The 24,320-nt window shown below is 55.7% G+C and carries 21 protein-coding genes and 1 pseudogene; 20 read left to right on the top strand and 2 right to left on the bottom strand.

The features are described 5' to 3' along the window. The first annotated feature begins 136 nt into the window (after positions 1–136). From lonB to AC3WQH_RS08665, 4 genes are all read left to right on the top strand, one after another. Entirely contained in the window at positions 137–1,834 is a 1,698-nt protein-coding gene (gene lonB / locus AC3WQH_RS08680) for an ATP-dependent protease LonB (protein WP_005826542.1), read from the top strand. Positions 1,835–2,105: 271 nt separating this feature from the next. Next, positions 2,106–4,448, top strand: a complete 2,343-nt coding sequence (gene lon / locus AC3WQH_RS08675) for an endopeptidase La (RefSeq protein ID WP_039970220.1) — start codon at positions 2,106–2,108, stop codon at positions 4,446–4,448. Next, positions 4,445–5,113: a ribosome biogenesis GTP-binding protein YihA/YsxC gene (yihA, locus tag AC3WQH_RS08670; RefSeq protein ID WP_005826540.1), complete on the top strand. Its 669-nt coding sequence runs from the start codon at positions 4,445–4,447 to the stop codon at positions 5,111–5,113. The genes lon and yihA overlap by 4 nt, the downstream gene beginning before the upstream one ends. A gap of 52 nt (positions 5,114–5,165) precedes the next feature. Beyond that, positions 5,166–6,518 (top strand): protein O-GlcNAcase, encoded by a 1,353-nt coding sequence (locus tag AC3WQH_RS08665; protein WP_005826539.1) that lies wholly within the window; start codon positions 5,166–5,168, stop codon positions 6,516–6,518. A gap of 134 nt (positions 6,519–6,652) precedes the next feature. On the opposite strand, the gene AC3WQH_RS08660 is transcribed toward AC3WQH_RS08665, so the two are convergent. Next, complete coding sequence (locus AC3WQH_RS08660) at positions 6,653–7,594, bottom strand: DMT family transporter (RefSeq protein WP_005826538.1); 942 nt, start codon at positions 7,592–7,594, stop codon at positions 6,653–6,655. A gap of 282 nt (positions 7,595–7,876) precedes the next feature. On the opposite strand from AC3WQH_RS08660, the gene hemA reads away from it, so the two are divergent. From hemA to AC3WQH_RS08620, 8 genes are all read left to right on the top strand, one after another. Next, a complete protein-coding gene (hemA, locus tag AC3WQH_RS08655; RefSeq protein ID WP_007782479.1) occupies positions 7,877–9,238 on the top strand; it encodes a glutamyl-tRNA reductase in 1,362 nt (453 codons plus the stop codon). Positions 9,239–9,309: 71 nt separating this feature from the next. Next, positions 9,310–10,128, top strand: coding sequence for a cytochrome C assembly family protein (locus AC3WQH_RS08650; protein WP_005826536.1), 819 nt, complete (start codon positions 9,310–9,312; stop codon positions 10,126–10,128). A 24-nt stretch (positions 10,129–10,152) separates the two neighbouring features. Continuing rightward, a complete protein-coding gene (gene hemC, locus AC3WQH_RS08645) occupies positions 10,153–11,082 on the top strand; it encodes a hydroxymethylbilane synthase (RefSeq protein WP_122952966.1) in 930 nt (309 codons plus the stop codon). After that, positions 11,079–11,873, top strand: a complete 795-nt coding sequence (locus AC3WQH_RS08640; RefSeq protein WP_007782471.1) for a uroporphyrinogen-III synthase — start codon at positions 11,079–11,081, stop codon at positions 11,871–11,873. The genes hemC and AC3WQH_RS08640 overlap by 4 nt, the downstream gene beginning before the upstream one ends. Before the next feature lies 1 nt (position 11,874). After that, positions 11,875–12,849 (top strand): porphobilinogen synthase, encoded by a 975-nt coding sequence (gene hemB, locus AC3WQH_RS08635; protein WP_005826533.1) that lies wholly within the window; start codon positions 11,875–11,877, stop codon positions 12,847–12,849. A gap of 7 nt (positions 12,850–12,856) precedes the next feature. Further along, positions 12,857–14,149, top strand: a complete 1,293-nt coding sequence (hemL, locus tag AC3WQH_RS08630; protein ID WP_005826532.1) for a glutamate-1-semialdehyde 2,1-aminomutase — start codon at positions 12,857–12,859, stop codon at positions 14,147–14,149. 256 nt (positions 14,150–14,405) lie between these two features. After that, positions 14,406–14,861, top strand: a complete 456-nt coding sequence (locus AC3WQH_RS08625) for a HipA family kinase (protein ID WP_429782274.1) — start codon at positions 14,406–14,408, stop codon at positions 14,859–14,861. A 141-nt stretch (positions 14,862–15,002) separates the two neighbouring features. Continuing rightward, positions 15,003–15,131 (top strand): hypothetical protein, encoded by a 129-nt coding sequence (locus tag AC3WQH_RS08620; protein ID WP_492331985.1) that lies wholly within the window; start codon positions 15,003–15,005, stop codon positions 15,129–15,131. Between the two features lie 110 nt (positions 15,132–15,241). Here AC3WQH_RS08620 and AC3WQH_RS08615 read toward each other — a convergent pair whose 3' ends face one another. Beyond that, positions 15,242–15,934 carry an alpha/beta hydrolase gene (locus AC3WQH_RS08615; RefSeq protein WP_005826529.1) on the bottom strand — a complete coding sequence of 231 codons (693 nt, stop codon included), beginning with the start codon at positions 15,932–15,934 and terminating at the stop codon, positions 15,242–15,244. A 119-nt stretch (positions 15,935–16,053) separates the two neighbouring features. On the opposite strand from AC3WQH_RS08615, the gene AC3WQH_RS08610 reads away from it, so the two are divergent. The 8 genes and pseudogenes from AC3WQH_RS08610 (at position 16,054) to hemY (ending at position 24,197) form a co-directional block, all read left to right on the top strand. Then, positions 16,054–16,866: an alpha/beta fold hydrolase gene (locus AC3WQH_RS08610; protein WP_492331984.1), complete on the top strand. Its 813-nt coding sequence runs from the start codon at positions 16,054–16,056 to the stop codon at positions 16,864–16,866. Between the two features lie 65 nt (positions 16,867–16,931). Beyond that, a pseudogene (locus AC3WQH_RS08605) lies at positions 16,932–18,805 on the top strand (bifunctional metallophosphatase/5'-nucleotidase). A 126-nt stretch (positions 18,806–18,931) separates the two neighbouring features. Beyond that, positions 18,932–19,261 carry a PadR family transcriptional regulator gene (locus AC3WQH_RS08600; protein ID WP_005826524.1) on the top strand — a complete coding sequence of 110 codons (330 nt, stop codon included), beginning with the start codon at positions 18,932–18,934 and terminating at the stop codon, positions 19,259–19,261. Next, a complete protein-coding gene (locus AC3WQH_RS08595; protein ID WP_005826522.1) occupies positions 19,248–19,799 on the top strand; it encodes an HAAS signaling domain-containing protein in 552 nt (183 codons plus the stop codon). The genes AC3WQH_RS08600 and AC3WQH_RS08595 overlap by 14 nt, the downstream gene beginning before the upstream one ends. A gap of 1 nt (position 19,800) precedes the next feature. Next, positions 19,801–20,649 carry a DUF4097 family beta strand repeat-containing protein gene (locus AC3WQH_RS08590; protein ID WP_005826520.1) on the top strand — a complete coding sequence of 283 codons (849 nt, stop codon included), beginning with the start codon at positions 19,801–19,803 and terminating at the stop codon, positions 20,647–20,649. Positions 20,650–20,788: 139 nt separating this feature from the next. Beyond that, positions 20,789–21,826, top strand: coding sequence for a uroporphyrinogen decarboxylase (hemE, locus tag AC3WQH_RS08585; RefSeq protein ID WP_005826518.1), 1,038 nt, complete (start codon positions 20,789–20,791; stop codon positions 21,824–21,826). A 16-nt stretch (positions 21,827–21,842) separates the two neighbouring features. After that, positions 21,843–22,775, top strand: coding sequence for a ferrochelatase (hemH, locus tag AC3WQH_RS08580; RefSeq protein ID WP_005826517.1), 933 nt, complete (start codon positions 21,843–21,845; stop codon positions 22,773–22,775). A gap of 12 nt (positions 22,776–22,787) precedes the next feature. Beyond that, the gene (gene hemY / locus AC3WQH_RS08575) at positions 22,788–24,197 is read left to right on the top strand and encodes a protoporphyrinogen oxidase (RefSeq protein ID WP_005826515.1); all 1,410 of its coding nucleotides are present in this window, start codon (positions 22,788–22,790) and stop codon (positions 24,195–24,197) included. The last annotated feature ends 123 nt before the right edge of the window (positions 24,198–24,320 follow it).

The raw sequence follows: 24,320 nt of genomic DNA, 5'->3' as shown, positions 1-24,320 counted from the left end.
TTCCATATTCATCCAGTTGGCTTTGCGGGTTTATGGTTTACGTACTCGTTTGCGGGGCAATACTACTTGATATCGTTGAAGAGACGCTTTTACATATGCGTAAAAAAGCTGCAAGGACGCATGGGAGGGACTGCATATGGACTATACCACGTTGGTCATTGCTGTCATTGAAGTGGTTGTTGGAATTGTGATTGGCACCTACTTCTGGAATTTGCTGCGAGCGCAGAGAAACACGAAAACTTCCACGGAAAAAGAATCGCGAAAAGATCTGGACACGATTCGCAGAATGAGAATGATCGCCTTGACAGAACCGTTGTCAGAAAAAACACGGCCCGCTACCCTGGAGGAAATCGTAGGGCAGGAGGATGGGCTGCGGGCGTTGCGTGCCGCGCTGTGCGGACCGAACCCGCAGCACGTCATCATCTACGGACCGCCGGGAGTGGGCAAGACCGCTGCTGCCCGGGTCGTGCTGGAAGAAGCGAAGAAAAACAAGCTTTCGCCTTTTAATGCGGACGCCAAGTTTATCGAAATTGACGCGACGATTGCCCGGTTTGACGAGCGGGGGATTGCGGACCCGCTGATCGGCTCTGTTCACGACCCGATCTACCAAGGGGCGGGCTCGCTCGGTCAGGCCGGCATTCCCCAGCCGAAGCCGGGCGCGGTAACGAAAGCGCACGGAGGCATGCTTTTTCTCGATGAGATCGGGGAGCTTCACCCTGTGCAAATGAACAAGCTGCTGAAAGTGCTCGAAGACCGCAAAGTCATGCTGGAAAGCGCCTATTACAGCGAGGAAAACAATCAGATTCCGTCGCATATTCACGATGTGTTCAAATATGGGCTGCCTGCCGATTTTCGTCTGGTCGGCGCGACGACAAGGCTGCCTGAAGAGCTTCCTGCCGCCCTGCGCTCTCGTTGTCTGGAGATTTTCTTCCGGCCGTTGAAAGGCGCGGAAATCGGCAGCATCGTGCGCACAGCCGTTCCCAAGATGCAGATGACCATCGAGGACAGTGCAGTGGCAGTCATCGAGCGTTACGCCACCAATGGCCGCGAAGCGATCAACACGCTGCAAATCGCTGCAGGGATTGCGCTAACCGAGGAACGCAATACGATCATCGCGCAAGATGTGGAGTGGGTCGTACACAGCAGCCAAAAATCGCCGCGCCCCGAAAAGCAGGTGCACGATACGCCACAGGTGGGGCTGGTGAACGGGCTTGCCGTTTACGGGCCGAACATGGGCAGCGTCATGGAGCTGGAAGTGACGGCTACGCCAACCGCCGTGCCTGGTCAGGGGCGAATGACGATGACGGGCATGGCCGAGGAAGAGGAAATGGGCAGCCGCAGCCGCACGATTCGCCGGAAGTCCATGGCCAAAGGGTCGATCGAAAACGTCCTGACCGTGTTGAACCGGATGGGAGTTCGTCCGTACGATTACGATCTGCATGTCAACTTCCCGGGCGGAGTCCCTGTCGACGGACCTTCCGCAGGGATCGCGATTGCGGTCGCCATCTATTCGGCGATTATGGAAGTGCCGGTAGACAACCTGCTCGCCATGACGGGCGAAGTGAGCATTCACGGCAAGGTGAAGCCGGTGGGCGGCGTGGTCGCCAAGGTCGAGGCGGCCCGGCAGGCGGGAGCGACGCGCGTGCTGATTCCCGAAGAAAACTGGCAGAGCATTTTCGCTGACATGAAGGGCATCGAGGTGATTCCGGTTTCGACCGTCTCGCAAGTCATGGAACTGGCTGTGCCGAAGGTCGCTGTGCAGGATGAGGAAGCGCCTGGATTTACCTTGCAGATTCCGGCGGAGGATTTGGCCTCCTCGCCAATGACGCTCTAACAGTCGCAAGCGCCCGCGGATTAGACATCGGATTGTGTTTGCGCTACAATGGTAAAAAGCTTCTGCTTGCAAAGAGCCCGGGGCCCTACCCGGCCTGTAACGGGCTCCCCAAATGCTGGGGATGGACGCGTCAGAATGACTGTCTGTTCTACGTGTCGTTTGGGGTGATTCGGATATGCCGGGTGGGCAAAAAACGGCTTTGGGAGCCGTTTTTGTCTGTTATCAGGCTCTTGGCAAGAAGGGATAGATCAACAAGGAGAGGTGCATCCGCTTGGGCGAACGTTCCGGTAAACGAGAATTACCGCTTCTCCCGTTGCGAGGATTGCTTGTGTATCCGACCATGGTACTCCACCTGGACGTTGGACGGGAAAAGTCCATCCGCGCACTGGAGCAAGCCATGGTGGACGATAACAAGATTTTGCTTGCGACACAGGAAGAAGTTCATATAGAGGAGCCAGAGGCAGAGCAAATTTACAGCATCGGTACCGTTGCGCGTGTGAAACAAATGCTGAAGCTGCCAAACGGCACAATCCGTGTGCTGGTAGAGGGGCTGCAACGCGCAAAGATCGAGGAATATCTTCAACAGGAAGATTATTTCGTTGTGTCCGTTACATATTTGGAAGAAGAAAAAACGGAGGAAAATGAAGTAGAAGCTCTGATGCGTTCGCTGCTCAACCACTTCGAGCAATACATCAAGCTGTCGAAAAAAGTTTCCCCCGAGACGCTTACATCCGTAACAGACATCGAAGAACCGGGCCGACTGGCTGACGTGATTGCTTCCCATCTGCCGCTGAAAATGAAGGACAAACAGGAGATTTTGGAGACGGTCAACATCAAGGAGCGGCTCGAAATTCTTTTGGATATTTTGAACAACGAGCGCGAGGTGCTGGAGCTGGAGCGCAAGATCGGCAACCGCGTGAAAAAGCAGATGGAGCGCACGCAAAAGGAATACTACTTGCGTGAGCAGATGAAAGCCATTCAAAAAGAGCTCGGCGACAAGGACGGCCGTCAGGGAGAAGTGGATGAGCTGCGCGCGCAGTTGGAGAAATCCGACGCTCCCGAAAGAATCAAGGCGAAAATCGAAAAAGAGCTGGAACGACTGGAAAAGATGCCAGCCACTTCTGCAGAAGGCTCGGTCATCCGGACGTACATCGACACGCTGCTCGCTCTGCCGTGGACGAAGACGACGGTGGACAATCTCGACATTCACCACGCGCAAGAAGTGCTCGACGAGGATCACTACGGTCTGGAAAAGCCGAAGGAGCGCGTGCTGGAATATTTGGCTGTGCAAAAGCTCGTCAACTCGATGCGCGGGCCGATTCTCTGTCTGGTTGGACCTCCCGGCGTCGGGAAAACTTCCCTCGCGCGCTCGATCGCACGCGCACTGGAGCGCAAGTTCGTGCGCATTTCGCTCGGGGGCGTGCGTGACGAAGCCGAGATTCGCGGGCATCGCCGCACCTACGTGGGCGCGCTGCCAGGCCGCATCATCCAGGGGATGAAGCAGGCGGGCACGATCAATCCGGTCTTTTTGCTGGATGAGATCGACAAGCTGGCGTCCGATTTCCGGGGCGATCCGGCATCGGCGCTCCTGGAAGTGCTGGACCCGAACCAAAACGACAAGTTCAGCGACCACTATATCGAAGAGACGTACGACTTGACGAATGTTATGTTCATCACGACGGCGAACAGCCTCGACACGATTCCGCGCCCGCTTTTGGACCGGATGGAGGTCATTTCGATCTCCGGCTACACCGAGCTGGAGAAGCTCAACATCATGCGCGGCTACTTGCTGCCGAAGCAGATGGAAGAACACGGGCTTGGCAAGGATAAGCTGCAAGTGCACGAGGACGCCATGCTCAAGCTCATCCGCCTGTACACGCGCGAAGCTGGCGTGCGCAATCTGAACCGCGAAGCCGCCAACGTCTGCCGGAAAGCCGCCAAGCTGATCGTCAGCGGGGAGAAAAAGCGCGTCGTCGTCACCGCGAAGACACTGGAGACGCTGCTCGGCAAACCGCGCTACCGCTATGGCCTGGCGGAGAAAAAAGACCAGATCGGCTCGGTGACGGGCCTCGCCTGGACGCAGGCAGGCGGCGATACGCTGAACGTAGAGGTCAGCATCCTGCCAGGAAAAGGAAAACTCACCTTGACCGGAAAGCTCGGCGATGTCATGAAGGAATCCGCGCAGGCGGCCTTCAGCTACATTCGCTCGCGTGCCGAGCAGTGGGGGATTGACCCGCTTTTCCACGAGAAAAACGACATCCACATCCACGTTCCGGAGGGCGCGATTCCAAAAGACGGCCCGTCCGCAGGAATTACGATGGCGACCGCACTTGTATCGGCGCTCGCGCAAATCCCTGTGAAAAAAGAAGTGGGGATGACGGGCGAAATCACCCTGCGCGGAAGAGTTTTGCCGATTGGCGGCCTGAAGGAAAAGTGCATGTCCGCGCATCGCGCTGGCTTGACGACGATTATTTTGCCAAAAGACAACGAGAAAGACATTGAAGATATACCGGAGAGCGTGCGAAAAGAACTGACCTTCTATCCGGTCGAGCACTTGGATGAAGTGTTGCGCCACGCCCTGACCAGACAGCCGACAGCAGGTGAAAAAGCATGAAAGTAACTTCAGCCGAGTTCGTCATCAGCGCTGTCGGACCGAAGCAATACCCGGAGGACGGCCTGCACGAGATCGCTCTCGTCGGCCGCTCCAACGTGGGCAAGTCTTCGCTGCTCAACAAAATGATGAACCGCAAAGGGCTCGCGCGCATCAGCTCGCGGCCAGGGAAGACCCAGACGCTGAACTACTTCCGCGTCAACCAGATGCTCTACTTCGTCGACTTTCCCGGCTACGGCTACGCCAAGGTTGCGAAGACGATCAAGGAACAATGGGGAAAGATGATCGAGGGCTATCTGAAAAAACGGAAAGAGCTGCGGTTCGTCATCCAGCTCGTCGACATTCGCCACGCTCCTTCCAAGGACGACGTGGCGATGTACGAATGGTGCAAACAGATCGGCATTCCGACGGTCGTCGTCGCGACCAAGGGCGACAAAATTGCCCGCGGACGCTGGCTGCAACATACGAAGATCATCCGCCAGACGTTGAACATGCGCGGTGACGATACGATCATCGTGTTTTCTTCGGAGACAGGTCAAGGCAAGGATGAGCTGTGGGGCGAAATCTTGCGCCGACTGCGGGAAAAAGACCAGCCTGCGCAGGTGGAAGCAGCGGAGGCGACTGACGCTTCTGTGTCGGCAGCAGCCGCGAGCGAGCGGGAACAGTAACGCAGATACCGTCAAAGACCCAATCCGCAAGTGGGAAGGGGAGGCAGCTTTTGTGAGCAAACTGGCTTGCTTTGCCGTACGCGGTGTGATCGAAGGCTTCTACGGAACGCCCTGGACGCATGCAGAGCGGCTGGACATGATTGATTTTTTGCATCGGCACGATTACAATGCGTATTTCTACTCGCCCAAAGACGATGTATATTTGCGGGAGCGATGGATGGAGCCGCATCCGGAAGCGGCGATGCGCCAACTGGACGAATTGATCGCAAGCGCCCTGGGACGGGGCATGCAGTTTGTGTACTGTCTAAGCCCCGGCCTCAGCATGGAATATGCGAGTCCGGCCCACACGGAGCTGCTTTTGAAAAAATATCGGACGATGTACGACAAAGGCGTCCGGTATTTTTCCTTGTTGTTCGACGACATCCCGATGCACCTGCTGCATGAACGGGATGTCGCGCAGTTTGCCCACCTGGCAGATGCTCACGTGCAGACTACCCGGCGCGTCTGGGAGTCGATGCAGGAGTGGGGAGAGCCAGTCAAGCTGGTCGTCTGCCCGACCCAGTACAACGGCATTGGCAAAGAGCCGTACATCCAGCACCTGGGCCGGCATTTGCCCGAAGAGATTGACTTGTTCTGGACGGGGCGGTTTGTCTGCTCGCCGTACCTGACGGATGGCGATGCGGTTCGCTTCGGCGAATATACGGGGCACAAGCCGTTTTACTGGGATAACTACCCCGTCAACGACCTGGCGATGGCAAGCGAGCTGCATATCGGCCCATTGCGCCATCGCGACCCGGACTTGTGGCAGCACGCCGCAGGCTACGTGGCAAACGCGATGTCGCTGCCTGAATGCTCGAAAATTCCGTTGATGACGACGGCCGCCTATTTGCGCGATCCGCAAGGCTACGATCCGGACGCGGCCTGGAAGCAGGCGGTGGAGGAAGTGGCGGGCAAGGACGATGCCGAAGCGTTCTTCACGTTTGCCGACAATGTGCAAAGCTCGTTTTTGTGCGAAGGCGAGTCGCCGCGCCTGCTCGAAGCGTTTCTTGCTTTTCGCTTCCAGTTTTTGCAGGGAGATCGGAACAAGGCAGTCTCCGAGCTGACCTTGCTGTTTCGCGAGATGGAGCAAACCGCCCACCAGTTGCTCGGCGGGATGAGCAACCTCAAGCTCGCGAAGGAAGCGCGGCCGTGGATTGAAAAATACCGCCATTGGGCCAAAGTCGGCCAGTCTGCCGTCGCGCTGATCGACCACGGAACGAGCGGCAAAATCCCGCAAGCCGCCTACCACCTGCTGCGGCTCAAGCAGTGGATCAAGCGCACGGAGCGCTTGCCGCAAAAAGTGTGCGGACAGGTCATGCAGTTGTTTGTGGACGCGATCTTGCAGGAGGTCAGAAAGAGCAACTGACCAGGCGATTGTCTTGCCGGGGGCTTTCGGCGTTTTCGCGAAAAAAGGTTCCTTTCCCTTGGGGGAGAAGGAACCTTTTTTGTGCAAGGCTGCGTCAATGGCTTGGGATTGGCACAGCCAATGTTTCGAATCAGTCAGGCAGACTCGCGGCCTTCCTTTGCCTTGCCTTTGCGCGAGCGCGCTTGCGCAAGCCACTGTCCGATCGGAAGCTCTGCCAAAATCATCCCGGTAAAAATCATCAGGCAGCCGATCAACTGTCTGCCGCTCAGTACCTCGTGGATAAAGACGTACGAAGTCAGCGCGGCGAACACAGGCTCCAGCGCGAAAATGAGCGCCACGCGTGTGGAGCTAGTTTGCTTTTGCAAAGCCGTCTGGGCCAAAAAGGCGAGGGCCGTTGCAAAGATCGAGGTGACGATCAACCCTGTCGCTACTTCCGGGATGAACAGGATCGCCGGATCAAACGCCCGGCTCCAGTCCTCGAAGAAAAAGGAGTAGAGCCAGCTCATGACCGCAACCGTCCCGAGCTGAACGATCGCAAGCGGCAATGCCGCGAAGCGCGGCGCGTATTTTCCGGTAAAGACGATCTGCATGGCGAAGCAAATCGCACAGCCGAACACGAGCGCGTCCCCCAGGTTGAACGAGAAGGTCTGATTTTGTGTCAAAAGATACAAGCCTGCTGCTGCGAGGATGACGCCGATCACCGCCACAGGCTTGATCCTGTCGCGCAAAAGCAAAAAGGAGAACAGCGGAACCAGTACGACAGACAAGCCCGTAATGAATCCGGCTTTGGAAGGCGTCGTGTACAAAAGGCCGACCGTTTGCAGCGCGTAACCGAGACAGAGCCAAAAGCCGAGGATGATCCCGGCGCGAACGATCGGGCCGCGGAATGCTGCGAGCTGGTGGCGAGAGCGAATCAGGAAAATGACGAGCAAAAACAGGGCGGCCACCGTGAAGCGAACAGCGTTGAACGTGTTAGGGGGCAGTGAGGCGATTGCCTGCTGCACGATCAAAAACGTGGTTCCCCAGACCAAAGCGATCAGAAGCAGCGTTATATCTGCCATCCATGGTTTTTTCAATGCTTCTTTTCTCTCCTCCCGGTTTGTTTACGAAACTTTATTTTTGTAGACGTATAGCCAGCATCATACGTGATTCGCAACGGGATTTCAAGCGGATTCGTGCGCCATTTGTCGCTTTTTGCCGCCGTTTGCAAGCTATGTTTTCGACTCTATCAGCGCCGAAAAGCGCGTTTCCGTTAATAAACTTTTCACAATTACTCGTGGCCGATTCGGGACATAATGTTATAATAATAGTGCATTTTACATATGGCGTATGCACGTATGTCATTCTGGGAGGACACTATGGATATTCTTTTGCTGGGCTTAAACTACAAAACGGCACCTGTCGAAGTTCGCGAAAAGTTTACATTCAGCGATGATGGGACTGCACGCGCTCTTCATCTTCTCTCCCAGACGAAGAGTATTGCGGAATGTGTCATCCTGGGGACATGTAACCGTACGGAACTGTATGTCGTCTGCGACCAGGCCAATATCGGCCGCGACTATACGCGCCGCTTTTTGGCGGAATGGTTCGGTGTGGAAAAAGAACGATTCAAAGATCACCTTTATATAAAAGAGAATGAACAGGCAATCGACCATTTGTTCAGAGTGTCTGCCGGTCTCGATTCGATGGTGATGGGAGAGACGCAAATTCTCGGACAAGTGCGCGACGCATTCCTGATGGCGCAAGAGCTGAAAACGACGGGAACGGTGTTCAACACGCTGTTCAAGCAAGCCATTACATTTGCCAAGCGCGCCCATACGGAGACGGCGATCGGACAAAACGCCGTATCGGTCAGCTATGCTGCCGTGGAGCTGGGGAAAAAGATTTTTGGCTCTTTCGCCGGGAAGTCCGTCCTGATTGTCGGAGCGGGCAAAATGAGCGAGCTGACAGCCAAGCATTTGCACGCCAACGGCTCCGAGCGAGTCATGGTAGCGAACCGCACGCTGGAGCGGGCACAGCTTTTGGCGGAAAAATTCAAAGGGGACTCCTGTACGATGGAGCAGTTGCCTGAGGCGCTGCTCACTGCCGACATCGTCATCAGCTCTACGGGAGCGACCGGATACGTCCTCGGCAAAAAGGATCTGGCGCCAATCATGAAGCAAAGAAAGCACCGTCCGCTGTTCATGGTGGACATCGCGGTTCCCCGCGACCTGAATCCTGACCTGCACGATCTGGATAATGTCTTTTTGTACGACATTGACGATCTGGAAGGAATCGTCGCGAGCAACGTCGCAGAGCGCTCGCGGGAAGCGGAGCGGCTGGATGCGATGATCGAAGAGGAGATTGTGGCCTTTACGACCTGGTACCAGACGCTGGGCGTAGCGCCGCTGATTGCCGCGCTGCGTGAAAAAACGCTCACCATCCAGGGTGAAGCGATGCGCAAGATAGAAAACAAGCTGCCGAACTTGACCGAGCGCGAAATGCACATTATTCGCAAGACGACCAAAGGGATCGTCAATCAGCTCATGCACGATCCGGTCGTGCGCCTGAAGGAAATGGCAGCTACCAAATACGGAGATGAAGTGCTGGACATTTTCACCAAAATGTTTGCCCTCGAAGAAATTTTGGAACGCAAAGAGCAGGAAGCGCTCTGGGCAGACGACAAAAGCAAGCAGCCAGCAGCTCGCGAGCAGGTCCTGGCTTCCCGTGTGCCGAAATAAAGACCTTCTCTTCTTTGCAAAAACGATACTGCCATCGATAGAAACCGATAGGGAAAGAGGGGAGAGAGTGCATGGCCGAGGTGAGATGGATCTACGACCTGACGATCTTTCTCTACGCTGCAAGTGTTCTCTTCTATTTTAACGACTTCTTGCAAAGCAACCGGAAAGTCAATCGTTTGGCTTTCGGGTTGCTTATTGTCGTTTGGGCCTTGCAAACTGCTTTTTTTGTGTCGCAGACAGTGATGAAAGCTTATTTTCCTGTCATTACGCTGTTTGAGACGCTCTTTTTTTACTCATGGGTGCTGGTAAGCCTATCACTTGCCTTACACTATTTTTTTCGCATTGATTTGCTGGTTTTTTTTACAAATATTATCGGGTTTGTCGTCCTGGTCATGTCGATGTTCTTGCCAGAGACGCCCATCGTCGCAGTATCTGACGTCTTGACCTCGGAGCTGCTCTTGACGCACGTGACGCTTGCGATGTTCAGCTATGGCGCGTTTTCGCTGTCGATGATCTTTTCCGCGATGTACCTCTTGCAGCATAAGATGCTCAAGGAGCGGCGCTGGACTCCGCTTCTGCGCAGGCTGCCCAGCCTGGACCAGTTGGAAGGCTACGCCTACCGGATGAACATGCTCGGCGTGCCGATGCTGCTGCTCTCGATTGTTCTGGGGATCATTTGGGGAAAAATGGTGTTGCCGGAGAAATTTTTGCTGGACTCCAAAGTAGTTACTTCCATGCTTGTCTTGGCCAGCTATTCGTTCTGGCTGTACAAACGCTATCGGGATACGCTGCAAATGCGCAGGCTCGCCCAGTGGAACGTCCTGGCGTTTTTGCTTCTGCTCATCAATTTTTTAGGCATTACGACTTCTACATTTCACAGCTGGTGGTAGTGGCTGTTCATCAAGGAGGCTGTCATGGGAAAATGGAAAGTAGGGACGCGTCGCAGCAAGCTGGCGCTCACCCAGACGAATTGGGTCGTACAAAAACTGAAAGAACTCGCGCCGCAGGCTGAGTTTGAGCTGCACGAAATCGTGACGAAGGGCGACCGCATTCTCGATGTGACGCTGTCCAAGGTTGGCGGAAAAGGGCTTTTTGTCAAAGAAATCGAACAGTCGCTGTACGATAAGGAAACGGATTTTGCCGTGCACAGCTTGAAGGACATGCCGGCTGAATTGCCGGAGGGCCTCGTGATCGGTGCAATTCCGAAGCGGGTTGACCCGCGGGACGTCCTCTTGTCTCTGGATGGCAAGACATTGGATGAACTGAAAGAAGGAGCGCTCGTGGGCACGAGCAGTCTGCGCCGCAGTGCGCAAATTCTCGCCCATCGCCCGGACATTCAGATCGAATCGCTTCGCGGCAACATTGATACGCGCATCCGCAAGCTGGAAGAAGGCAACTTCGATGCGATCATCCTGGCGGCAGCGGGACTTGCGCGCGTCAACTACGAAGGGAACATTTCGCAATTTTTGCCTGTGGAAATCAGCCTGCCAGCCGTCGGCCAGGGAGCGCTCGCCATCGAATGCCGCGCCGATGACGAAGAGACGCTGGCCCTGTTGAAGCAGCTCGACGACGAGCCGACGCGGCTGGCGGTGACAGCCGAGCGCAGCTTCCTGCACAAGCTGCAAGGCGGCTGCCAGGTTCCGATCGGGGCTTACGCGACGGTCGGAGAAGATAAGCAAATCACTTTGACCGGGATGGTCGGCTCGCCGGACGGAAAACAAATGTTCAAAAACACGGCGACTGGCCGCGATCCGCAGGCGCTCGGCGTGCAGGTAGCGGAAGCGCTTCTGGCGCAAGGAGCTGGCGAGGTGCTCGCACAGGTGCTGCGGGAGAACGAGCAATGACAGCCGTCGGATCGCGCGGGCCGCTTACGGGCAAGCGCATCATGGTGACGCGCGCGAAAAGCCAGGTGCAGGAGCTCGTGGACAAAATCGAGCGTTTGGGCGGAGGGGCGTATGCCTTTCCGCTCTTGAAAATGATCCCGCCCGCAGACAAAACAAAGCTCGACGAAGCGATCTCCGAGCTGCCGAGCTACGACTGGGTGATTTTTACCAGCGTCAATGGCGTGCGGTTTTTTCTGGAGCGCATGGAGCAGGTAGGAGTCGGCTTCGCGGCGTTTGCCGGGAAGATCGCGGCGGTCGGTCCCAAGACCGCGCAAGCGCTGACCAAGCACGGGCTTTCGGTTGCGGTCATTCCGTCCGATTACGTAGCGGAGGGCTTGCTTGCGAGCTTGCACGAGCAGCTTCAGCCGGGGCAGCGCGTGCTGCTGCCGCGGGCCGATATCGCCCGCAAGGCTTTGCCGGCAGAGCTGAAAGAGCTGGGGCTTGCCGTGACAGAGGTAGACGCCTACCAGACGGTCATCGACGGGTCACGGGCGCCGGAAGCGGCCCAACAGTTGCAAGAAGGCCGGATTGATGTCATTTTGTTTACCAGCTCATCTACCGTGACTCATTTCATCCAGGCGATGGCGCCATTTGCCTCGCCAGGCTGGCTGGATCAGGTGCGGATTGCCTGCATCGGTCCGATCACTGCCGAGACAGCCAGAAAAAACGGGCTTGCCGTCGACGTGGTCGCGAGCGAGTACACCGTGGATGGACTGTTAGAAGCTTTACTAGAGAATCTGGGAGGGAATTGACATGGCACTAACATTTGATCGTCATCGCCGCTTGCGCAAAAGCGCGGCAATGCGCAATCTGGTACGGGAAAATCACGTTCGCGTGGAAGACCTGATTTACCCGCTGTTTGTAGTGGAAGGGACCGGCATCAAAAACGAGATTGCTTCCATGCCAGGCGTGTACCAGCTCTCTCTGGATATGTTGGCGGAAGAAATGAAGGAAATCGTGGAGCTGGGAATCCAGTCTGTTCTGATGTTCGGCGTACCGGAGCACAAGGACGCCTGCGGAACGGAAGCGTACAACGACGAGGCGATTACGCAGCAAGCCATCCGTCAGATCAAGGAAGCCCACCCGGAAATGATCGTGATTGCCGATACGTGCCTGTGTGAATACACCGATCACGGACATTGCGGCGTCATTCACGAGGGCGAAGTCGTCAATGACGAGACGCTTGCGCTTTTGGGCAAGACGGCCGTTTCCCAGGCAAAAGCCGGAGCGGACATCATCGCTCCATCCAACATGATGGACGGTTTCGTGATCGCCATTCGCGAAGCTTTGGACGAAGCGGGCTTCCAGCATATTCCGATCATGTCGTACGCAGTGAAATACGCATCCTCCTTCTACGGACCATTTCGCGATGCAGCTGGTTCGACACCGCAGTTTGGCGATCGCAAGAGCTACCAGATGGACGCGGCCAACGCGCGCGAAGGACTGCGCGAAGCAGCTTCCGATGTGAAGGAAGGGGCAGACTTTTTGATCGTGAAGCCGGGCCTTGCCTTCATGGACATGGTGCTGCGCCTGCGCGAAAACTTCAACCTGCCGATCGTCGCCTACAATGTGAGCGCCGAGTATTCCATGGTCAAAGCCGCTGCGCAAAACGGCTGGATCGACGAAGAGCGGATCGTAATGGAAACGTTGGTGAGCTTCAAACGGGCTGGTGCGGACCTGATTATTACGTACCACGCCAAAGATGTAGCAAAATGGCTGGCGAGGTGAGGACGAGATGACAAGAGAAAAATCGACGCAGTTGTTTGCAGAAGCACAGCATTACATACCAGGCGGAGTGAACAGCCCGGTGCGGGCGTTCAAGAGCGTGGGCGGCAATCCGGTCTACATCGCCAAAGGGGAAGGCTCGCGAATTTTTGATGTGGACGGCAACAGCTACATTGATTACATCGGCTCCTGGGGGCCGCTCATTCTCGGACATGCGCATCCGCGCGTGCTGGCCGCGATTACGGAAGTGGCGGCACTTGGCACGAGTTTCGGTGCTCCGACAGAGCGCGAAACCGAGATGGCCAAGCTCGTATGTGAACTGGTTCCGTCCGTAGAAGTCGTGCGCATGGTCAACTCCGGGACAGAGGCGACGATGAGCGCCCTGCGCCTCGCGCGCGGCTATACGAAGCGCAACAAAATCATGAAGTTCGAAGGCTGTTACCACGGCCATGCGGACAGTTTGCTGATTAAAGCAGGCTCCGGTGTCGCGACGCTCGGTCTGCCGGACAGCCCGGGCGTGCCAGAAGGAACGGCGTTGAATACGATCACGGTGCCGTACAACGACCTGGACAGCGTGAAGCTCGCCTTCGAAACGTTCGGCGACGACCTGGCGGCTGTCATCGTTGAGCCAATTGGCGGCAACATGGGTGTCGTTCCGCCACAGCCCGGCTTTTTGGAAGGGCTGCGCGAAATTACCGCGAAATACGGCACGCTGCTCATTTTCGATGAAGTCATGACGGGCTTCCGCGTAGCGCTTGGCGGCGCCCAGCAGTTGTACGGCATCACGCCTGACCTGACGACGATGGGCAAAGTCATCGGCGGCGGTCTTCCGGTCGGGGCCTACGGCGGTAAGCGGGAGATCATGCAGCAGATTGCTCCGGCAGGACCGATCTACCAGGCGGGAACTCTTTCCGGCAACCCGCTGGCGATGGCGGCAGGCTTGACCACGCTGCAAGAGCTGAGCAGGCCGGGTGCGTATGAGTATCTGGAAAAATTGTCGGCGCGCCTCGGCGAAGGACTCGCAGAAAATGCGCGCAAGCTGGGGATCCCGCACACGCTCAACCGGGTAGGCTCCATGGTGTGCCTGTTCTTCACCGACACGCCTGTCATCAACTACGAAACGGCGAAAACGGCCGATCTGGAGCGCTTTTCCGCCTACTTCAGCCACTTGCTGGACGAAGGCGTCATGATCCCGCCGTCCCAGTTCGAGGGAATGTTCGTTTCGCTGGCGCATACCGAGGAAGATATCGAACGCACGATCGAAGCGAGCTACCGCGCTATGCAAAAAACGTTGGAAGCGTAAAGCGTGTACGAAAAACATAAGCAAGCACCTCCTGTCGGAAGGCAGGAGGTGTTTTTTTCTGTAAAGAAACCCGTCATCTAGCAGGAATTGGCAGGGCGTCTGAGAATACAGTAGCGACGGTTCCTTCCCCTCCGCTAAAAGATGAGGGATCAACACCTGTTTTTCCTTTTGGCCAAAGGTCTTGTTCTTTTTGGTTTCACCATTCAGAACCCAAGTCCGTATGATGTAAAAAATGCAGGGACGAGGTGTACGAGTGGTGAGACTGAAGTGGCGCTATCGAAAGCGCCTGCGTAAAAAGTATGGCCGACTGATCTGGAAGGTGAAAAATCGCAAGGGGCGAAAAGGCTTTTTCAAGTCGACCGTTCATCGGTATCCTCGCAGAAATTACCGCCTTCTCGTTGCCAACGAGTACATTGCCGCCCACCTGGCGAAAAGTCTCGGCTTGCCTGTGGCGCGAGTCATTCAGGCCCATGTGCGCGGACCGCGCGGCCGGATCAAGCGCGGCCTCATTTCGATGCAGGCCAAGGGCGGCCAGGTCATTCCGTGGAAAAAGGCGAAAAAGAAGCTGCTGAAAAAGCCGCACAAGTACGTCAAGCAGGCCAAAAAGCTGGCCCGCCTGGTCGCTTTTGACGCCTGGATTCTCAATCCGGACCGATCCGACCACAACCTGATTCTCCACAAGAAAAAGTCGGGGAAGAAGTACAAGTGGTAAGGAATCGATCATGGGATTTCCTTGTTTGGTAATCCTACTAAATGGAATCTCCGGCGGGCCAAGAAGAAGTTTTCCTGCAAAAAAGCCTACAAGTTTTGCCTGCATTCCGGCGACAAGAAAAAGCAGCGCATTCCGAGAGGCTTGAAGCGGTTTACGCGCGACAACCGCAAGCAACTGGGGAAAATGGTGAAAAAGATTCAGGCGATGCCTAAAGGAAAGCTGAAAAAAGCAATCAGAAGAGTACCGAAAGGGTTGCTGACCAAAGCATAAAAAAAAGTTCATCCAAAAAGTGCTGCTCTGCCGCCGCAAGCACCTGAAAAAAGCGTTGAAGCGAGTTTCCAAGCATTTTGCCTGAACCGCGCTCTGCCAGGTGGTCGCTGTCAGCTTCCGGCGTGGGCGTCCAGCTCCCGTTCTACAAAGCTGTCCAGTTCGTCCATGACCGACTGCAATACGGCCAGAGAACGGGAAACATCAAGTCCCACGTCCAAGGAATGCTTGGCCCCGTCAGGCAGATAAAGACGAACGTTTGGCCTGGAGGAGGCTATTTTTTCAAGCGCAGTTGGCTGGTAGTAAGGGTCTTGCGTGCCGGAGACAAGCAGTACTTGCTGCTTGACAGAGAGCAGATCGGCTACGAGCGATTCCTCTGTCAGCAAGGGCGTCAACAGAACGGCTGACGTGCGGGAAAACGCAGAGGCATGGAGCAGGCCGCACGCAATCGGAATCGTCCCGATAGACTTTCCGAGGAAAAAAATTTGTTCGTACGCCCGCTTGCCGAGCACATGAGAGACAAGCCGCTTTGCGTCTGCTTGCAGCCACGCGCTTTTTTCGGCGAATGGACTGTTCCAAAAGGCCGCGTTGTCTTGTCCGAACGAATAGTGTACGTGGACGATATCTACCTGCTTGCGCAAAAAAAGCATCGTCGAATAGTACAAATACGGTTTGTCGAAGGAATAGCTGGCGCCGGGAAAGAAAAAGCAAAGTGCGCGGGACGGTGACTCGCCCGCCTGGATCAAGGTATAAGGAATGCTCTGTCCATCTGGGCCGGCGACGGAATCTGCTATTGTCTGAATCAACGAGTCAAGCACCTCTCTTTACCAAATTCGGTTGTGGGCATTTTTTCCAATCATACAGACAGCAAAATCTGCTGGCAAGCAAAAAAGACGGAAACGAAAGCAGAAAGGAGCAGATTCAGATGAAAAAAGAAGCACAACTGACAAACGGCGTCCAGCTCGCGTATGTGGAGGAAGGAGCAGGAGAGCCGCTCATCTTGCTGCACGGCTTCTGCGGCAGCCTGCATTATTGGGACAAGCTGGTGCCGCTGTTGGCCCGCTCGCATCGCGTGATCGCCGTCGATTTGCGCGGCCACGGACATAGCTCCGCGCCGGATGAAGCGTATTCGATGGAACGGTTCGCCGAAGACATTGCGCTTTTTGCAGCGGCAGCGGGTCTGGACAAGTTCCACCTGTTCGGGCACTCGCTCGGCGGCTACATTACGCTCGCTTTTGCCGAAAACTACGCGGACAAGCTGCTCAGCTTCGGACTGGTTCATTCCACGCCATATCCCGACGACGAGGCGGCCAAGGCCAATCGCAACAAAGGAGCCGACAGCATTCGCGAACACGGCATGGAGCCGTTTATCAAGGCGCTCGTCCCCAAACTGTTTGCCCCGCAGCATGTCGCGTCGATGACAGCGGAAGTCCAGGCTGTCAAAGAAATAGGCGTCGCGACCAGCCCGATCGGGGCGATTCAGACGTTGTATGCCATGCGCGATCGAAAAGACCGCAATCACGTCCTGCGGGAAACGACGCTCCCAGTGCTGTTGGTCGCAGGCGCAGAGGACCAGATCATTCCGGTAGCCAAAACGTTTACGGTACAAAAAAGCAACGTTGTCGAAGCGCTTTTGCCGGATGCAGGGCACATGGGAATGCTCGAAGCGCCGGAACAGCTTGCCGAAGCGATCGGCGGCTTTGTCGAAAACAACAGGAAAAGCGCACCATTGTCCTAGCAAATTTTGCTATAATAAAAGAGATATCCTATCTATTTTTCCATATACGAGAGGGGAATTAGAGAATGAAAAAAGCACGTCGAATTATGATGACAGCGTTTGCATCTGTCGTATTTGCATCGCTCTTGTCTACCTCTGCACTCGCGGCTCCGCTGCATCCGGTCAAGCACGTGGACTGGATGGTGAAAAAAGCGATCGTCACCGCCGGACAAAATGGCGATTTGGCTCTGGATCGCGCTGTTACGCTTGCGGAGGCAGCGGTTGTTTTCTCCAAGCTCAAAGGCGCACAAATCGGGGCAGCAGCAAAAGGCGCGCACTGGGCGACTCCTTATCTGGACTGGGCAAAAGGACAGGGCGCGGTAAGCCAGGACGACTTCAAAAATCCGGGTCAAGTGCTGACCTCCGCGAAGCTGGCGCAAGTGGCCGAAAAGCTCGGCTACAAAATCGCGCTCGACAATAAAGCGACCGTGACGCGCGGCGAATTTTTCCAGGCGTTGGGCGATGCGGCAACGACCCACATCACGATCGCGCATACAAACGATACGCATGGACACATCCAGGAAGACAAAACGCAAAAGGAATACGGCTTTGCCAAAATCGCGACCTTGCTGAAGGAATGGCGCGCGGAAAACGACAACTTCCTCTTGCTGGACGCGGGTGATACGTTCCAAGGCACCATTTTCGTGAACCAGTTCAAAGGAGAGTCTGTCGTTCCGATCCTGAACAGCCTCGATTACAACGTGATGGCTGCGGGCAACCACGAGTTTGACTTCGGCTACGAGCAACTGCTTAAGCTGCGCGACATGCTGGAGCATCCGGTCATTTCCGCAAACGTGTTCAAGGCGGATGGCAAAGAGTTGCTGTTGCCGACCTTCAAGGCGGAGATCGGCGGCAAAAAGTTCGGGTTCGTCGGCTTTGTCGCGGAAGACACGCCTGTGCTGACACACCCTGACAACGTCAAGGGCCTGACCTTCAATAATCCGGTCGAGGTAGCGAAAGTCGTTGTCCCTGAGCTGAAAAAAGAAGTAGATCACGTCATCGTCGTTTCCACATCGGGGTGGACGTAGACCGCGAAATCGCGAAAAACGTGCCTGGCATCGACCTGATCGTCGGCGGCCACTCCCATACTCCGCTGACAACGCCTGAGCTGGTAAACGGCACCTACATCGTCCAAGACTGGGAGTACGGCAAATCGCTCGGACGCGCTGACCTGTACTATTTGGGCAAAGAGCTGGTAGCGTTCAGCGGCGGTCTGAAAGAATACGATGAATCCGTCGTGGCAGACCCGGAAATTGACAAAATGGTTCAGGAAATTGTGAAAAAAATTGATACCGTCATGAATGTGGTGATTGCGAAATCCGAGGTTCCGCTCGATGGCGACCGCACGCTTGTCCGGGCGAAGGAAACGAACGTCGGCAACCTGATTACCGACATCATGCTCGAGCGCACGCAATCCATCAAAGGATACGAAGCGGATGTAGCGCTGGCAAATGGCGGCGGTATCCGCACGCAGCTTGCGGCAGGCGACATCACGAAAAAAGACTTGTACACGCTGCTTCCGTTCGAAAACAACACGCTGGCGATCGTGGAAGTGACAGGGGCAGAGCTGAAGCAAGCGCTGGAGAACGGCGTGAGCCAGGTGGGAACAGGCGCAGGACGCTTCCCGCAAATCAGCGGCATGAGCTTTACGTACAACCCGACCAAGCCTGCAGGCGAGCGTGTTCTGGAAGTGAAGGTTGGCGACAAGCCGCTTGATCTGACCAAAACGTACAAAGTCGCGACCATCGACTTTTTGGCAGCAGGTGGAGACGGCTATGAATCGTTCAAAAAGCCGTTCTTCAACACAGGCTTGTCCATGTACAGCATCGTGGAAGAAGGTCTGATGAAGCGCAAAGTGGTCAATCCGAAAGTAGAAGGCCGCATCGTCGAAGTAAAATAAGCTGGCAGGGAAAACATGCGTGTGAGAGAGGACAGGGAGAAAAGCCGGCTCCCTGTCCTCTTATATCATAAAGTACCTTGCAATATACAGTACCTCTTTGGTAAGCTTTGACATGGGTGATGTGCATTGAACGTACAGTTTAAAAAAGGGGTCCTGGAGCTGTGTGTTCTCGTTTTGACAGCGAAGCAGGACAGATACGGCTACGAACTGGTTGCGAGCATCTCGGAGCGGTTTCATATCGCCGAAGGGACGGTGTATCCTTTGCTGCGGCGCTTGACCCAGGAAGGCTTTTTCATAACCTATTTGGCAGAGTCGCAAGAAGGGCCGCCGCGAAAATATTATCAGCTAACGGAGCGGGGGAGACAGTACATGAACGATCTCGTGCTGGAATGGCGAATATTCAATCGCGGCGTCAACGAAATGATAGAGGAGGGACTGGGCTATGACAAGGCGTGAGTTTATGGACGAGTTGGGGGCATTGCTTGGCGATTTGCCGGACAAGGAGCGTCTGGACATTCTCGCTGATTATACTGAACATTTTTTGATCGGGATCAAGCAGGGGAAAAGCGAACACGAAATTGCCGACAGCCTGGGCAGCCCCAAAGCGCTGGCGAGAGAGCTGCTTGCGGGCTACCGGATCGATCAGGCGCAGTCCAATGCGTCCGTGGGCAACATGTCCAGAGCGATCATTGCCACGATCAGTTTGGGCTTTTTCAACCTCGTGTTCGTCCTGGGGCCGTTTTTCGCGCTGATCGGCGTGCTGATCGCCTGCTACGCCGTCTCCTTGTCGCTTTTGGTGGCGCCGCTCGGCATTTTGATGGAATACGGGTTTCCCGCGCCGTCTCAGGAACGGCTTTTGCTTTTGTTCGGAAGTCTCGTTTCGCTTGGGCTGGGGGGAATGCTGGCGGTAGGCTTGCTGCGGCTGACGAAGTGGCTGTACCGTCTGTTCCTGAAGTATCTGCAGTTTAACGTGCAGATGATTAGGGGGAAATAAGATGAAGAATTGGGGAAAAAAGCTGTTCGGCATAAGCTTGCTGCTGTTTGTCGTGGGAGTGTGCGGGCTCGTCTGGCTGTTTGCCAAGCAGGAGCACTTCGCGTTTTCCTTAAAGAAAATAGAGGAGCAGCGCATCATCGAGCAGCCGTTCAAGGCGGTGGCCGTAGAGACGGGAACAGCGGATCTCGTCATCACGCCTACGAAAGCGGCACAAGCGACCGTGCGTCTGACAGGGGAAATCTCGGAGCAGCAAAAGGAACGGCTGCAATGGACGAGCGAGGTCACGGAAGACGGAACCTTGCGCGTCCAGGTGCAGGAAAAGCTGCACGTCAGCCTGTTTTATCCAGGTAGCGGGGAGTTGAAGCTGGAAATCATGCTGCCGGAAAAAGAGTACGAGAGCATCCGGCTGGAAACGGCTACGGGGGATATCAAAAGCGGAGCGCTCACGGCGAAAACGGGGGAAGTGTCGTCCAGCACAGGTGATGTCGATTTGACCGGGTATGCCGGAGAGCGCCTGGACGTGCGGACAGATACGGGCGATCTGAAGCTGGCCGGTATTCGCGCCAGCCTGAACATCGACAGCTCCACGGGCGAAATCGACAAACTCGTCTTGCCCGAGTTGACGCGCGATGTAACCGTGCGCACGGATACGGGCGATGTGCGGATTGCGGTGGAAAAGCAGCCGGAAGCAGCGCAGTTGGAGCTGGCATCCGACGTGGGCGACATCGAGGTCAAATGGGCCACCCTTTCCTATGCGAAAAGAGAAGAGCAAAACATCAAGGCTTCCGTAGGGACTGGCGGTCCAAAGCTGTCCGTGAAGACTTCTACGGGAGATATCCGCATTCAATAGAAGAAGTTTGGCAACAATGATGGATAGGATTGGAAACGCGCGAAACGAAAAGATTTTGACACAAAAGAGCCATTACTTGTCGAATGCCCAGTGGTATCATATTGGTGGGATAGATTATTGTGCAAAGAGAGGTTTATTCATGACTTCCAAACCATTTAACGATACGTTTTTGAAAGCATGCCGCAAAGAGGCGACAGAGCGTGTCCCTGTCTGGTACATGCGCCAAGCCGGACGCTATCAGCCCGAATACCGCGCCATCCGCGCGAAGTATAGCTTTTTTGAGATGAACTACATACCGGAAGTATGCGCCGAAGTGACCCGTCTGCCTGTCGAGCAGTTGGGCGTGGATGCTGCGATTTTGTTTGCCGACATCATGACGCCGCTAAAGCCGATTGGAGTCGACGTGAACATCGAGTCGGGAATTGGGCCTGTGATCGGCAATCCGATTGAATCGTTGGCGGATGTAGAGCGTCTGCTCGATCTGGAGCCGGAAACGCACGTGCCGTATATTTTGGAATCGATCAAGCTGTTGCGCGAGCAGTTGTCTGTTCCGCTGATCGGCTTTGCGGGAGCGCCATTCACGCTCGCCAGCTACATGATCGAGGGCGGTCCTTCCAAGCATTACCACAAGACAAAGGCGTTCATGTACACCGAACCTGCTGCGTGGCAGGCATTGATGGAAAAGCTCGGCGACATGACGATCACCTATCTGAAGGCACAGATCAAGGCCGGCGCCCAAGCGGTACAGGTGTTTGACTCCTGGGTAGGCGCATTGAACGACGAAGATTACCGCGAGTACATAACGCCTGTGATGACGCGAATTTTCCAGGCGCTGAAAGAAACCGGAGTGCCGACGATCTACTTCGGAATCGGGGCAGGCCATCTTTTGCTGGATTGGAACCGCTTGCCTGTCGATGTTGTCGGTCTGGACTGGCGCACCTCGATTACGACTGCGCGCAACATGGGCGTGACCAAGACGTTGCAGGGCAACCTCGACCCGACGCTGTTGCTTGCTCCGTGGGAGAAGCTCGAAGCCAAAGCAAAAGAAATTCTCGACGAAGGCACGAAGCAGCCGGGATTCATTTTCAATCTGGGGCACGGTGTATTCCCTGACGCCAAAGTAGAAACGTTGCAAAAACTGACCGCATTCATCCATAGCTACAAAAGGGACGTGTGACCAGGAGGGGTATGAGATGTCAAAGCCAAAAACAGGGCTTTTGCTGATGGCGTATGGAACGCCGCGCAGTCCAGAAGAAATTGAGCCGTACTACACGCACATTCGCCGTGGCCGCAAGCCGCCGCAGGAGCTGCTTGACGACCTGCGGGCGCGCTATGAGGCGGTAGACGGCCTGAATCGGTTTGCGGACATCACGGACGAGCAGGTGCGCGCGCTGGAGCGGGAAATGAACGAGCGCTACCCGGACCGGGAGTTTGTCGGCTACCTGGGGCTGAAGCATATTGCGCCGTTCGTGGAGGATGCGGTGGAGCAAATGAAGCGCGACGGGATTACCGAGGCGATCAGCCTGGTGCTCGCTCCGCATTACTCCAGCTACAGCGTCAAAGAATACAACGGCAGAGCTTGCGAGCATTCGCAAGCGATCGGCGGACCGACAATCAAGAGCATCGACAGTTGGTACAGGGAGCCGGGCTTCATTGAGTACTGGGCAAAAGCGATCGAGGACACGTTTGCCTCGATGCCAGCCGAAGAACGCGAACAGGCCGTAGTCATCTTCTCCGCGCACAGCCTGCCGGAAAAAATCTTGAAATCCGGGGACCCGTATCCGCAGCAACTGGAGGATACCGCCAAGCTGATCGCCGAGCAGGCAGGGATTGCCCGGTACGCCATCGGCTGGCAGAGCGCCGGCAATACGCCGGAGCCGTGGCTCGGCCCGGACGTCCAGGATTTGACGCGAGAGCTGTACGAGGCGCATGGCTATCGCTCCTTTGTCTACTGCCCGGTCGGCTTCGTAGCGGAGCATCTGGAAGTTTTGTACGACAACGATATGGAGTGCAAGGCAGTAACGGAAGAGCTGGGTGTTCATTACCATCGTCCGCCGATGCCTAACGCCAGACCTGCGTTTATCTCCTGTCTGGCTGATGCCGTCGGGAAAAAGCTGGCGAACTAGGGGATGAAGCACATGAACGAGAAAGCTTGTCATGTCACGATTGTGGGCGGCGGCATCACTGGATTGACCGCTGCTTTTTACTTGCAAAGGGAGATCGAGGCGAAGCGCCTGCCGATCCGCTTTCAACTGATCGAGGAACAGGACCGTCTTGGCGGCAAAATCAAGACGTGGCGGCACGAAGGGTTCGTCATCGAGCTGGGCCCGGATTCCTTTTTGGAGCGGAAAACAAGCGCAGGCGAGCTGGCGGCTGACCTCGGGCTTGCCGATGAGCTGGTTCGCAACAGTACGGGGCAGGCGTACATCTGGCACAAGGATCGGCTGATGGCGATTCCGGAAGGGGCCGTGATGGGCGTGCCGACCAGGCTGATGCCTTTTGTGACGACCGACCTGATCTCCTGGCCGGGCAAAATTCGCGCAGCGCTTGATCTGATTTTGCCCGCTTCCAAAGGCAACGAAGACATTTCCGTAGGGGAGTTTTTTCGGCGCAGGCTCGGTGACGAGGTCATTGACAACCTGATTCAGCCGCTTTTGTCCGGCGTCTACTCCGGCGATCTCGACAACCTCAGCTTGCTCGCGAGCTTCCCGCAGTTCGCGCAAATGGAAAAGCAGCATCGCAGCCTGATTTTGGCGATGAAGCATTCCCGCCCGCAGGCGAAGGCGCAGGGCAAGCCAAAAGGCATTTTCCTGACGCTCGCGAACGGATTGCAGTCGCTCGTGGAAGGCATCGAAAAAAGCTTGCCTAGTGAAGTGTTGCAAAAAAACAGCGGGATAGCCAAGCTGGAAAAGCAGCCGAACGGCAAGTACACCCTCGTTTTGAAAAACGGCCAGGTGATCGAGACGGACGCTGTCTTGTTCACCGTGCCGCACGCGGTTTCGGAGCCTCTGCTCAGGCCGTACGCCAGCGTGCCTGCTCTGCCGACCGCCAAGCCGCACATGGTGGCGACGATTGCGATGGCATTTCCGGAGAGCGGGATCGAGCTGGGGATGGAAGGGACAGGCTTCATCGTGCCGCGGCACTCGGGCGCGACGATCACGGCGTGCACGTGGGCGCATCGCAAATGGCCGCACATGGCGCCGCCAAACAAAGCGCTCTTGCGCAGCTTTGTCGGAAGAGCGACAGAGCAATCGTTCATGCAGATGAGCGACGAGGAGATTTTGGAGGTCGTGCTGCGCGATTTGCGCAAGATCATGACGATTCGCCAGCAGCCCGAGTTTTACAGCGTGACGCGCCTGCAAAATGCGATTCCGTACGTAGTCGGCCATCAGGCGTGGGTGAAAGATGTGAAGCAGAAGTTGCAAACGAATTTGCCGGGGGTACTGGTGGCAGGCGCCTCCTACGACGGAGTGGGCGTGCCTGATTGTATCGCGCAAGGAAAAAAAGCCGTTTCGGAATTGATCGCATCTGTGCAACCGGGGAGATAACCCCGGTTTTTCCTTTTTTCGGTGCTAAACGGCTCGTCCTGTCCATATAGTATAGGGAAATGTCCTGCACTTGGTCGAGAAAAGGCGGGTTGCCTTGAGTATCGACCTTGGCGCAACAAGGCG

The organism is Brevibacillus sp. FW301-21C12A, assembly GCF_058788915.1.
This window is presented reverse-complemented; position numbering and strand designations above follow the sequence as displayed.